This is a genomic window from Streptomyces peucetius (assembly GCF_025854275.1).
GTDB lineage: Bacteria > Actinomycetota > Actinomycetes > Streptomycetales > Streptomycetaceae > Streptomyces > Streptomyces peucetius_A.
Window position 1 is genome coordinate 2,671,337 of sequence record NZ_CP107567.1, and the last position, 12,120, is coordinate 2,683,456.

The following is a 12,120-nucleotide window of genomic DNA, read 5'->3' on the forward strand; positions in this document are numbered from 1 at the left end:
GCCACGCCCGCGACGCGTTACCCGGTGTGCCGCCCGCCCAAGGGCCCCGTCGGGGTGAGGGGAAGGCCGCCGATCCCGCCCGTACGGACCGCGACCGACCCGAAAGGCGTGCGCAGTCTCAGCCACGCGCCCGTCGACAGCAGCTCCACCGGCACACCCGGCCGGAGGAACCCGAGCGACTGCGCCGCGTGCACGGCACGCAACGGCAGGCCCGTCCCGGCGACCGTGCGCGACCAGATCTCGCGGCCGATCCGGTCGCGTTCGGCACGTGTGCGCCGCTCCGCGGGGAGCGCCTCGTCCCGCCCGCGGAACTCGGCGACGGCCGCCGCGAGCGCGCCCCGCATCGTGGCCACGTCCGGCAGCCCGGGCAGTTCCCGCCAGCCGCCGCGCGGCGGCAGGACGCCCGCCCACGGCGGGCCGGTGACGGCAGCCGGTACGGCGAACTCCGCACCGCCGAGCGACTCCAGCAGTTCGCCGGCGGAGACGGTCACGTCGAGGTGGACCGGCTCCGCGAGCCGTGCCGTGCGGATGGCGAGCACCTCGAACGACGGCGGCCGCCCGAAGACCGCGAGCGCACCTCCGCCCGCCTGCAGCCTGACCGCGGCGGCGCGGTCGTAGTGGATCAGCCGGGCGAGGAAGGCGGAGAGGTCCTCCGCCTCCCTCTCGTCGGCGAGCCGCAGACTCTGCACGGGTACGGACATGGGTGCGCTCATGCGACGAGGGCGCCCTCGGCGGCCTTGCCCGCGTCGTCGAGGTACTTCTCGAGGAAGGACTTCTCCTCGGCGGTGATCCGCCGGGGACGCTGCGCCTCGAGGTCGAACGGCACGACGACGGTCGAGGCCCGCACGTACACCTTCGTGGGATCGTCCGCTTCCTTGACCTCGTACGCGATGGTCAGGGACGCGGCGTTGATCTTCGTCACCCACGACTCGATGATCACCGGCTCGTGCCGGTGGACCAGCGGCCGCACGTAGTCGATCTCGTGCCGGGCGACCACGGAGCCGCCGGAGAACGACGGCGAGCCGTCCCCCGGCGCCAGCCGGAACATGAAGTCGATCCGCGCCTCTTCCAGATAACGCAGGAAGACGACGTTGTTGACGTGCCCGAAGGCGTCCATGTCCGACCAGCGGAGCGGGCAGTGGTAGATGTGACGGGCCATGCGCGGCATCAGCCCCGGGTGAGCTTCTTGTACGTGGCGCGGTGCGGGCGGGCCGCGTCCGGGCCGAGACGGTCGACCTTGTTCTTCTCGTACGACTCGAAGTTGCCCTCGAACCAGTACCACTTGGAGTCGCCCTCGTACGCCAGGATGTGCGTGGCGACCCGGTCGAGGAACCAGCGGTCGTGGGAGATGACCACGGCCGCGCCGGGGAACTCGAGCAGCGCGTTCTCCAGCGAGGACAGCGTCTCGACGTCGAGGTCGTTGGTGGGCTCGTCGAGGAGCAGCAGGTTGCCGCCCTCCTTGAGCGTCAGGGCGAGGTTGAGGCGGTTGCGCTCACCGCCGGAGAGGACACCGGCCGGCTTCTGCTGGTCCGGGCCCTTGAAGCCGAACGCGGAGACGTAGGCGCGGGACGGCATCTCGACCTGGCCGACGTTGATGTAGTCCAGCTCGTCCGACACGACGGCCCAGAGCGTCTTCTTGGGGTCGATGTTGGCGCGGCTCTGGTCGACGTAGGAGATCTTGACCGTGTCACCGATCTTGATCTTGCCGGAGTCCGGCTCCTCCAGGCCCTGGATCATCTTGAACAGCGTGGTCTTGCCCGCGCCGTTCGGGCCGATGATGCCGACGATGCCGTTGCGGGGCAGCGTGAAGGACAGGTCGTCGACGAGGACCTTGTCGCCGAAGGCCTTGCTCAGGTTCTCGACCTCGACGACGACCGAGCCCAGACGCGGGCCCGGCGGGATCTGGATCTCCTCGAAGTCCAGCTTCCGCATCTTGTCCGCCTCGGCGGCCATCTCCTCGTACCGGGCGAGACGCGCCTTGGACTTGGACTGGCGGCCCTTGGCGTTGGAGCGGACCCACTCCAGCTCTTCCTTGAGGCGCTTGGCGCGCTTCTCGTCCTTGCGGCCCTCGACCTTGAGGCGGGCGGCCTTCTTGTCGAGGTACGTGGAGTAGTTGCCCTCGTAGGGGAGCGCGCGGCCGCGGTCCAGCTCGAGGATCCACTCGGCGACGTTGTTCAGGAAGTACCGGTCGTGAGTGACGGCGACGACGGCGCCCGCATACTTCGACAGGTGCTGCTCCAGCCAGTTCACCGACTCGGCGTCGAGGTGGTTGGTGGGCTCGTCGAGGAGGAGCAGGTCGGGGGCCTCGATCAGCAGCTTGCAGAGCGCGACGCGGCGCTTCTCGCCACCGGAGAGGTTGACGACCGGCCAGTCGCCGGGCGGGCAGCCCAGGGCGTCCATGGCCTGCTCGAGCTGGGCGTCGAGGTCCCACGCGCCCGCGTGGTCCAGGTCCTCCTGGAGCTTGCCCATCTCTTCCATGAGCGCGTCCGAGTAGTCGGTCGCCATGAGCTCCGCGACCTCGTTGAAGCGCTTGAGCTTGCCCATGATTTCGGCGGCGCCGTCCTGGACGTTCTCCAGCACGGTCTTCGACTCGTCCAGCTTCGGCTCCTGCATGAGGATGCCGACGCTGAAGCCGGGCGTCAGGAACGCGTCGCCGTTGGAGGGCTGCTCCAGTCCGGCCATGATCTTCAGCACGGTGGACTTACCGGCGCCGTTGGGGCCGACCACACCGATCTTCGCACCGGGCAGGAAGCTCAGCGTCACGTCATCGAGGATGACCTTGTCGCCGTGCGCCTTGCGCGTCTTGCGCATCGTGTAGATGTACTCAGCCAAGAGAAACCGTCCGGCAGGAAGTGGGTGGGCAGATACACCCATCTTGCCGTACGCCGCCCCCCGGACGGAAACCGCGCCCGCTGCCCGTCGGTGCCCGCCTCCGGTACGGCCCCGGCTGCGGGACGCGTGGACGCCCGTGGTCCCTCCCCGGGCACGGAAAAGAGCCCGGCACGTCCCCGTGCCGGGCCCTCTCCTCATACTGCTGTCACTGTGCGCAGCAGGGCTGTCACTCGCCGGCGGTCGCCTTCTTCTTACGGAGGAAGAAGACCGCGCCGCCGCCCGCCAGCACCAGCGCTATCGCGATGCCCGCGATCATCGGGGTGGCGCTGGAGCCGCCCGTCTCGGCGAGGTCGCCCTCGAGGCCCGCGGAGGTGCCGCCCGCCGAAGCGGGGCTCGGCTGCGAAGAGGGGGTCTCGGTGCCCGGCTGCGCGGGCGCGCTCGCCGTCTTGCAGTCGAGTACACCCTTGAAGTTCTTCTTGAAGCCGCCCGGCCCGGTGATCGTGAAGTCGTAGGCCTGGTCCTCGGCGACCGGCACCGTCACGGTCCGGGACTCCCCGGCCTCGATGGTGTGCTCGTAACCGGCCAGCGAGAAGGTGAACGGCTCGTCGCCCTTGTTGCCTGCCGTGATGTCCACGCCGCCCTTGGCGCAGTTCTTCTTCGCCGACAGGGACGGGATGGCTCCCGCCTTCGCCCAGGTCGCCGTGGCCTTCGCGGAGACCGTGGACTCGCTGGATCCGGCGAGGATCTGCGTCTGGCTCTTGGTGGCGCTGGCGAAGGCCCGTCCCACCGGCACGGACATGGTCGCCTGGACGCTGAGTTCGGCCGTCCCGTCCGCGGCGTCCTCAGGGACGTCGAAGTACAGCTCGGTGCCGTCGGCCGCGGAGGCGACCGGCTTCCCGGCCTTGTCCGTGACCTTGACGCCGCTCGCCGCCGCGTCGGCCGGCGGGGTCACCGTGACCTGACCGGCGTCGGTGCGGACGGTCACCGGGCCCAGCCGGCTGCCCGGCTTGCCGGAGACGGCGTTCGGCTCGAGGCTCAGCGACGCCTTGGGCTCGCCGAGGTCCTTGGCGGACTTCTCGAGCCAGTCGGCGAGCTGCTCCGCCGCCGGGTCGGACGCGGTCACGTCCGCCTTGTCGGAGAAGCGCCAGATCGCCACCTGCGTTCCCGCGGCCGCGGTCTTGTCCGTCAGCGGTCCGTCGAGGTCCGCGCTCTCGGCCAGGGCCGCGAGATCGTTGACCTGAGGGTAGGAGTTCTGCAGGATCCAGCGGATCTTGCCCGCGTCCTGGTTCTTGTTCAGTGACGTCTGGTCCCAGGACGTCTCCACATACTTGGCCTGGTCCTGGGTCGGGTTGTGGATGTCGATGCAGTAGGTCTGCAGCTGACCGCCACCGTCGACCGTCATTTCGAAGAGACCCGCGAGGATCTCCTGGTCCTTGCCGTTGGTGTGCAGTACCGCCTGGTCATACGTCTGCAACCCGTCGAGCGTGGCAAGCGCACCGCCCTGGTGCTGGACGGCATCGTCGGCGACGGCCGCACCGGCACCGGCTACGGCGCCGGCGGCCATCAGACCGGATGCCACCGCCACCGCGGTGAGACGTCGTGCGGTGCGCCGCCGGCGTACGGCAGACGCAGAGAACACAGCAAACACAGCAGAATTCCCCTCCGGGCGAGACCTTTCGCGTGTGACGCGTGGGGGAAGTGCCTCGCCAGCAGACTCAAGTGCCCCGTGAGTACTCGGGAATCCTATGGACGGCGCGCACCCCGATCCCCGGTCATGCCGTCAGATAACCATTCCGACTCAGAATCGTTATCCCGACCGGTCGGTTCACCCCCGATCGCCGCTTTCACACCCGTTCCCGGCCGGCGGCGGAATCACCCGGCTCTGCCCAACTCCCCTCAATGGGCGGCCCCTACGGGCTCACGAGGCGCCCCCACCCCATCGCCGTCGGCCGGTGAACCCCGCTCCGGCGCGTTCGGCCGGTTCCTGGCCACCCGCCGGAACGCCGAGGTCCCGCGCGTGAGGTCGTGTCCCACCGCTAGTGCGTCGATGTCCACGAACGTCCGCCGTCTGCCGTCCGTTTCCTCCTCACGCACCTTCAACCGGCCGTGCACGAGAAGTGGTTCCCCCACTGAGACGGAACCGGTGAGATTCTGCGCGAGCGAACGCCAGGCGAAGACCGTGTAGAAGCTCGTCGGCCCGTCGGTCCAGTTACCGCTCCGGCGGTCCCAGCGTCGCGACGGCACCGCGAAACGGAATCGCGCCATCCCTCCCGTGGCCGTTTCCCGGTACTCCACATTCGTGGCGACATTCCCCACCACCGTCACCATGGTGTCGTTCATGACGGTCACCTCCCCGTCCGGCTGCGTGTTCCCGGTCGTTGACGACCCGATTGCCGTCGACCGGACTCCATGCTGGACCGGACGGAAGGATCCCGCAGGGGCCTGTGGACGAGCACGCCTCTGTGGACAACCCCGTCACCCGATACGGCTACGCACCCTTCCCGGCAGGGTTCCGGGCCCCGGTTTCGCCGAACCGGAGACCGCCGCGTACTGCTCCCGCACCTCCCGGTACCGCATGAGCTCCGCCGCGATCGGATCGAGCACCTTGGCCCGCCCGCACCCCGCCGCCGCCTGGTGCAGCCGGCGCCGGGCCTCCTGCCCGTACCGCCGTGCGGGCCCCTTGGTCGCCGCCGCGCACGCCCATTCCACCAGCGGGCCGCCCAGGATTCCGCCGAGCATCACCAGCACCGGCGGAATGAGCCCCGGCTCCAGTACGCCGACGATCTGGCCCACCAGCCACAGGCCGCCGAAGATCTGCAGCAGCGTCATCGCCGCCTGCGCGAGCACCGCGGCCGGCCACCATGCGGGACGCAGCGGCCGTCCCTTGGTCTCCGCCGCCTCACGCGCCGCCAGTTCGTCGAGCGCCTCCGGCAACCCTTCGGCCCCCCGCGCGGCCGCTTCCCGTACCGCCTGCCCCCATGGCGTCGGCAGACCGTGCGCGGCCTCGTCGGCAACGGCGCGGACCGCCTGCTCGACCCGCTGGCGTGCAGTCGGCTCCTCCTCCGTGGGCACCGGGGGCTCGGACGACGCGGCCCCCGGGGTGCGCTTGCGCTCGTACCAGCGCCACAGCCTCAGCCACGGAGTGCCGCACGCCCGGCCGGCGTTCCTGCGCCACTCGCGCTCCGCCGCCTCACCGACCGCCGTCGCGCCGATCGCCTCCGCGAGGCGCGCCGAGAAGTCCTCGCGGGCCCGCTCGTCCAGACCGGTCCGGCCGTCGGCGACGTACACGGGCCGCAGCTTCGCCGCCGCCGCGTCCACATCGGCGGACAGCCTGCGCGCCGCCGCGCTCCGCTCCTGGACGAACGCACCGACCATCTCGCGCAGTTCCCCCACTCCCTCCCCGGTGAGCGCCGACACCGCCAGGACGGTGGCGCCCGGATCGCCGTGCTCCCCCAGCGCCATGCCGTCCTCGTCGAGCAGCCTGCGCAGGTCGTCGAGGACCTGGTCGGCGGCCTCGCCGGGCAGCCGGTCGATCTGGTTGAGCACGACGAAGGTGATCTCGGCGTGTCCGGCGAGGGGCCGCAGATAGCGTTCGTGCAGGGCCGCGTCGGCGTACTTCTCCGGGTCGACCACCCAGATCACCGCGTCGACCAGGGCCAGCACCCGGTCCACCTGCTCCCGGTGCCGCACGACGGCCGAGTCGTGGTCCGGCAGGTCGACCAGTACGAGCCCGTGCAGCTGTTCGTCGCCGTCACCGCCGGCGAGCGGCTTGCGCCGCAGCCGGCCGGGGATCGCGAGCCGGTCGAGCAGCCCCGCCGCCCCCTCCGACCAGGTGCAGGCGATCGGCGCGGACGTGGTCGGCCGGCGCAGCCCGGTCTCGGCGATGCGCACCCCGGCGAGCGCGTTGAACAGCGCCGACTTGCCGCTCCCCGTCGCACCGGCGATGGCCACGACGGTGTGGCGGGACGAGAGCCGCTGCCGCGCGGCGGCCTCGTCGAGCACGCGTCCCGCCTCCGCGAGGGTCTTCCCGTCCAGCCGGGTCTGCGACAGGCCGAGCAGCTCGCGCAGGGCGTTGAGCCGCTCCCGCAGCGGGCCGCCGTACGTGCCGCCGATGGGCAGGTGGTCGTCGCCCGCCTGGTGACTTCCGTCGAGACCCTCGCCGCCCCGGGCCGCGGTCATGCCCTCTCCCTCGCCCGCCTCCGGCGGCTGACCGGCCCGGCGGGCGATCAGACCGTCGTCCCAGCGGTCACCGGTCTCGTTCTGGTCGTCGGTGATGGCGGTCACCCGCGGTCACCTCTCCTTCTGCAGTAGAGACAGCGCTGCAATCAGCTCGGCCTGTGGTTCCGGGCTCACCTCGAGCCCGTCGAGGGGCGCGAGGCGGCGCTCCCGCTCGCTGTTCAGCACGTCGTCGACGTACGTCGTCACCAGCTCGCCGCCCTTGTCGCGCAGCCGCAGCGCGCTCTGGGCGCCGATCCGCTCGGCGAGCCGCTCGCCCGCGCTGCGCGCCCGGCGACCGCCCAGGAGCGCTGCCGCGAGCAGTGCGGCGACCGTCTCGGGGTCGGGAGCGGCGTTGCGTTCCATGCCCCGCACCTCTTCCTCCGCGAGCTCCTCGAGGACCCGGCGCCAGCGCCGTACGGCCATGCCGATCCGCTCCCCCACCTCCAGGTCGCGCCGGCGGTTCACCGTGACGGCGGCGGCCGCGGGCTCACGCCGCCAGGCGTTCTCGACCTGTTCGTCGGCGGCGGCGACGGCGCACTGCAGCAGGGCGGACAGGCTCGCGACGAGGGAGTCCAGCAGCTCGCCGGCCGAACTGTCGCGTGGATAGCCGCGCCAGCGCGTCCGCGCGTCACCCGCCAGCACGGCACCGGCCCGCACCTGCTTGCGCACCCGTCCGCGCTGCGACTCGTACGCCTCCTCCACCGCGCCCGTGAGCCGTACGGCCGCCGCGTACTGGGCGGCGACGGCGCTCGCGAGCTCCGGCATCCGCACATTGAGTGAATCGATCACGCCACCGGCCGTACGTCCCAGGGCCTGCTGACGCGCCGCCGGGTCCTGCGCCCGGTGCGCGAGCCAGGAGAACAGCCCCGCGACGGCCGTGTTGGGCAGCAGCCCGTTCGCGCCCCCGGCCGACTCCGGCAGCTCCGGGATCGTGAACCTCGGCACCTCGCCGAGCCCGGCCTTCGTCAGCAACGCCGCGTACTGCCGCGACACCTCCTCGATCACCTGGTGCGGCACCCGGTCGAGCACGGTGACCAGCGTGGCGTTGTACTCCTTCGCCGTACGCAGCAGATGCCACGGCACGGCGTCCGCGTAGCGGGAGGCCGTCGTCACCATCACCCACACGTCGGCGGCGCAGAGCAACTCCCCCGCGAGCAGTCGGTTCTCCACGACGAGGGAGTCGATGTCCGGCGCGTCGAGCAGCGCGAGCCCGCGCGGCAGGGACGACGCGGTCTCGATCCGCAGCGCCTTCTCGTCGACGGCAGGCCGGCCGCCCGTCCTGCGGGGCGGGTGCTCCTCCTCCACCTCGTCCTGCGGCGGCAGCCAGACGCGGGGGAGCTGGGGCAGCACCCGCATCCCTGCGAACCAGTGGTGATCGTCGGGATGGCACACCAGCACCGGCGTCCGGGTGGTGGGCCGCAGAACCCCCGCCTCACTGACCCGCCGCCCCACAAGGGAGTTGACGAGCGTGGACTTCCCGGCCCCCGTGGATCCGCCGATGACGGCGAGCAGAGGCGCTTCGGGTTCTTTGAGGCGGGGCACCAGATAGTCGTCGAGCTGAGCGAGCAGTTCGGCCCGCGTCTGCCGCGCCCGTGGCGCCCCTGCGAGGGGGAGCGGTAGACGCACGGCGGCGACACGGTCGCGCAGGGCGGAAAGTGCGTCGATGAGCTGAGGCCGTGCATCCAAGGTCACCACAAGCGAAGAATGCCCAATTTTGGCGGCTTTTTGAAGCGTATGACGATCTCTGCGCGCCGATCCGACAGACGGGACACACGGGACGAGTGGGACGCAGGCATAACGAGTGCACAACACCCGCGACGTGAGACGTCAAAAGCGATGCATGAATCGCACCTGCCTGCGATTATCGTTCCGCTTCACCGAACCTCCACATCGTGCCACGCAGGTGAAGCAACCGGGCCAAGGGGATCGGAGCCCTATCCTTGTGCCCGGCAAGGTCACGGACCACCCGACCGGGGCTCCAGGCCACCGGCCCCCGTAGCTCAGTGGATAGAGCAGGCGCCTTCTAAGCGCTTGGCCGCAGGTTCGAGTCCTGCCGGGGGCGCTCCCAGCGCACCACTGCGAGGCCCTCCGACCCGGAGGGCCTTTTCGCTGGTCAGGGGCACGGTAGCGGGTCGGGCGTAGCGGACACGTAAGCGCCGGACCGATCGAGGCGGCCCCTTTCCACTCGCCGCGCGCGGCATCCGGTCACTCGCTCAAGGCCGCTCCCTTCACCACCCCTCGTGCGGCGGCTCCGGTCGCCTCCCCTGCCACACTGGCGCCCAGCCGCCGAAGAGCGGCTTCAAGGGGGTAGGCGTGGGAGCGGCTTTCGGGGCGATGGCGCTGGTTGTACTGATCCTGGTGATCACACTCGCGTTCGCGGGGACCGTGCTCGGCATTCATGGGCTGCTACTCGGACGAATGCCGGGCAGTTGGCTGCCGCGGCACGTCAGGCGACCAAGGGTGTGGGGCGCCGGTGCCTTGCTGCTGGTGGGCGGCACATTCTGGTCTCCGACCGTCGCCGTCATCGGAGTGGGGCTCCTCGCTATCGCTCACGTGAGGACAGGCTGAACCGGGGACGCAGTGATCAGCCAGAGGGCGGGGCGGCCTCCCCGGGAGCCCGGGGGTCAGGTCCCGGGCGCCGGGGCGAGGAGTTCCAGGGCCTCCTCCCAGTGGAAGTCCGGCTCGTCGTCGGACTCCGTGCCGCGAGGGCGGTGTGAGCCGATCAGGACGCCCATCTCCCGGAGGCGTTCCAGGCTGCGCGGGTACGCGGGGTGGGCGGCCTGGGCCGCGTTCAGGTACGGGAGGGCGGCGGTCGGGATGCCGGAGCCGTAGGCCTCGCACAGGATGCCGAGCGCGAGGGTGTCGGAGACCCCGGCCGCCCACTTGTTGATCGTGTTGAAGGTGGCCGGGGCGACCGCGATGGCGTCGGCCGGAGGCAGCGGGCGCGGTTCGCCCGGCAGGCGCCAGGCCGAGCGGATCGGGTAGCCGGTCTGTACCTCGACCGCTTTGTCGTCGATGAAGCGCAGGCCCTGCGGGGTGGCGACGACGCCCACCTCCCAGCGCTGCTCCTGTGCGGCGGTGATCAGCTTGCCGACCTCGCCGGCGATTTGGGAGGCGCAGACGACGACGTAGAGGAAGGGTTTCTTCGGCGGTACGGGCTGCTCTGGCTGCTCGGTCACGCGGGGACTCCCGATGTGCGGCTGGAAGGGGTGGAGTTCAGCAGCGTACGGCCCCGCGGGCCATGGCCGGCGGCCCGGACAAGCCGCTGTGACAGACTCCCGCGCATGGGACTCGACCAGGAACTCGTGGACGCGGCCATGGCGCTGCTGAACCGGCGCTGGCCCGCGGAGGAGCCCGGCGGGGCGGCCGCCGTGCGGCTGGCCGACGGGGGAATTCTGAGCAGCATCGGACTGGACAACATGAACGGAGCCGTGACGCTCTGCCACGAGACGGGGGCCTTCATCCAGGCGTACACCCAGGACCGGGCCGTCACGGCATCCGTCTGCGTCTGCCGGGACCTGGACCACGACAGGGTCCTGATCCTGCCGCCCTGCGGCATCTGCCAGGAGCGGCTGGCGCTCTGGGGACCGGCCGTCGAGGTCGCCGTCCCGCAGGAGGACGATCCGACCCGCTGGGAGTCGCGCACCCTCGAGCAGGTCAGCCCCTACTACTGGGGAAGGTATTTCACCGACGGCAAGTGGCCCTCGACGGCACAGCACAGTGAATGACAAGAGAGGGGCAACGGGCGCGTACAACGCTCCAGGACGCTGCGACGCTCGGGCAGCTCGGATCGTCCGGTTCGGCGAAGGCACGCCGGGCCGTCACCGAGGGGGTGCCCGTCGTCGACGAGCGGGAATCCTCAGGCTCCTGGACGACGTACGGTCCGGAGGCGCACGACCTGCCGGTGCCGGCGACCGCCCCGGTCCCGTCGGCCCCGCCTGCCGGGACCACGCGGCGCCCGCCGTGGCAGTCGGTACAAGGCCCTGCGTACAACCGTGCGCAGGGCCTTTCGCATTGCTGCCTGCCCACTGCCCACTGCCGCTCACCACCCGCTCACGACGCGTACAGCCACGCGATCAGTCAAGTGAACAGCCATCCGCACGGTCTCCGTACGGCGCGCGTTGAACGCCCCGGTCCTCGCGCCCGTACTCACCCCTGTGTGCCGTGCCAGTCACCACAGCGGCTCCCCGAGTGCCATCACGCAACTGTTTCCTCACATGCCGAGCCGGGAGGCATCTATGCATTCGAACCGACGCGCAGCACGTTCCGGGGTCTCCATGCGGGTCGTCGCAGTGGTCACCGCCGCTGTGGCCGCGATCGCCCTGGTGGTCGTCCTGGTCCAGACGGGCAGCGGAGAGGCCACCGCCGGCACCACGGCGGCGGGCGGGTCCGCACAGCACGGAGCCGGTCACGCGGGGGCCGGATTCTCCGGTGCGACGGCCGCGGAGGCCCAGGGGCCGCAGAAGGTGACCGATGTGGACCGGACGTTTCTCGTGAAGGTGCGGCAGGCCGGGCTGTGGGAGATACCCGCCGGGCGGCTGGCTCAGACGCATGCCTCCAGCGAGGCCGTGAAGCGTGCCGGACTGCATCTGATCGACGGTCACAGCAAGCTCGACCAGCTCGTGCGCGAGGACGCCGAGATCCTCGGTGTCGAACTGCCGAACGAGGCCACCGAGGAGCAGCAGGGCTTCGTGCGGCAGATGGAGAACGCCCGGGGCGAGGAGTTCGACCGGCTCTTCGCCAACCTGCTCCGTTCGTCGCACGGCAAGATCTTCGCCACGATCGGTGAGGTCAGGGCCGCCACGCAGAACGATCTGATCCGCCGTCACGCCCGTCAGGCCAACCAGACGGTGCTGGACCACCTCGAGGTCCTGGAGGACACGGGGCTCGTCGATGCCGCGACGTTCGCCGAGGTCGAGGCCGCGGTCGAGCCGAAGTAGTCCGCGCCCACCGCGCCGCGGCGCACCGGACCCCCTGGCCGTGGACACGGCGCGGCCAGGGGGACGAAAAATCCCTTGCACTGTGCAATGCTTCTCGTGGTGGAGGACCCGGCGGCCCGCCGGCCTCTGC

Annotated in this window: 10 protein-coding genes and 1 tRNA gene; 3 read left to right on the plus strand and 8 right to left on the minus strand. The window is 71.0% G+C overall.

The annotated features are described in order from the left end of the window. Positions 1–17: 17 nt before the first annotated feature. The 7 genes from OGH68_RS12200 to OGH68_RS12230 form a co-directional block, all read right to left on the minus strand. A complete protein-coding gene (locus tag OGH68_RS12200) occupies positions 18–701 on the minus strand; it encodes a hypothetical protein (protein WP_264250041.1) in 684 nt (227 codons plus the stop codon). A gap of 8 nt (positions 702–709) precedes the next feature. Continuing rightward, the gene (locus tag OGH68_RS12205; protein ID WP_264243409.1) at positions 710–1,159 is read right to left on the minus strand and encodes an acyl-CoA thioesterase; all 450 of its coding nucleotides are present in this window, start codon (positions 1,157–1,159) and stop codon (positions 710–712) included. A gap of 8 nt (positions 1,160–1,167) precedes the next feature. After that, on the minus strand, positions 1,168–2,832 hold the full coding sequence (ettA, locus tag OGH68_RS12210) for an energy-dependent translational throttle protein EttA (RefSeq protein WP_264243410.1): 1,665 nt from the start codon (positions 2,830–2,832) through the stop codon (positions 1,168–1,170). 226 nt (positions 2,833–3,058) lie between these two features. Beyond that, positions 3,059–4,396 carry an LAETG motif-containing sortase-dependent surface protein gene (locus OGH68_RS12215; RefSeq protein WP_264250042.1) on the minus strand — a complete coding sequence of 446 codons (1,338 nt, stop codon included), beginning with the start codon at positions 4,394–4,396 and terminating at the stop codon, positions 3,059–3,061. A gap of 332 nt (positions 4,397–4,728) precedes the next feature. Then, positions 4,729–5,172 carry a single-stranded DNA-binding protein gene (locus OGH68_RS12220; protein WP_264243411.1) on the minus strand — a complete coding sequence of 148 codons (444 nt, stop codon included), beginning with the start codon at positions 5,170–5,172 and terminating at the stop codon, positions 4,729–4,731. 135 nt (positions 5,173–5,307) lie between these two features. Continuing rightward, on the minus strand, positions 5,308–7,116 hold the full coding sequence (locus OGH68_RS12225) for a GTP-binding protein (protein ID WP_264243412.1): 1,809 nt from the start codon (positions 7,114–7,116) through the stop codon (positions 5,308–5,310). Positions 7,117–7,122: 6 nt separating this feature from the next. Further along, entirely contained in the window at positions 7,123–8,736 is a 1,614-nt protein-coding gene (locus tag OGH68_RS12230; protein WP_264250044.1) for a dynamin family protein, read from the minus strand. A gap of 303 nt (positions 8,737–9,039) precedes the next feature. Here OGH68_RS12230 and OGH68_RS12235 point away from each other — a divergent pair. Next, positions 9,040–9,112 (plus strand) — tRNA-Arg (locus OGH68_RS12235). Positions 9,113–9,674: 562 nt separating this feature from the next. Here the strand turns inward: OGH68_RS12235 and OGH68_RS12240 are convergent. Next, the gene (locus OGH68_RS12240; RefSeq protein WP_264243413.1) at positions 9,675–10,229 is read right to left on the minus strand and encodes a flavoprotein; all 555 of its coding nucleotides are present in this window, start codon (positions 10,227–10,229) and stop codon (positions 9,675–9,677) included. A gap of 105 nt (positions 10,230–10,334) precedes the next feature. Here OGH68_RS12240 and OGH68_RS12245 point away from each other — a divergent pair, with 105 nt between their 5' ends. After that, positions 10,335–10,778 (plus strand): cytidine deaminase, encoded by a 444-nt coding sequence (locus OGH68_RS12245; protein WP_264243414.1) that lies wholly within the window; start codon positions 10,335–10,337, stop codon positions 10,776–10,778. Positions 10,779–11,288: 510 nt separating this feature from the next. Then, a complete protein-coding gene (locus OGH68_RS12250; protein ID WP_264243415.1) occupies positions 11,289–11,990 on the plus strand; it encodes a DUF4142 domain-containing protein in 702 nt (233 codons plus the stop codon). The last annotated feature ends 130 nt before the right edge of the window (positions 11,991–12,120 follow it).

Coding starts and splice junctions, on each gene's coding strand:
- OGH68_RS12245 (WP_264243414.1), top strand. CDS start 10,335: ATGGGACTCGACCAGGAACTCGTGGACGCGGCCATGGCGCTGCTGAAC.
- OGH68_RS12250 (WP_264243415.1), top strand. CDS start 11,289: ATGCATTCGAACCGACGCGCAGCACGTTCCGGGGTCTCCATGCGGGTC.
- OGH68_RS12200 (WP_264250041.1), bottom strand. CDS start 701: ATGTCCGTACCCGTGCAGAGTCTGCGGCTCGCCGACGAGAGGGAGGCG.
- OGH68_RS12220 (WP_264243411.1), bottom strand. CDS start 5,172: ATGAACGACACCATGGTGACGGTGGTGGGGAATGTCGCCACGAATGTG.
- OGH68_RS12205 (WP_264243409.1), bottom strand. CDS start 1,159: ATGGCCCGTCACATCTACCACTGCCCGCTCCGCTGGTCGGACATGGAC.
- OGH68_RS12215 (WP_264250042.1), bottom strand. CDS start 4,396: ATGGCCGCCGGCGCCGTAGCCGGTGCCGGTGCGGCCGTCGCCGACGAT.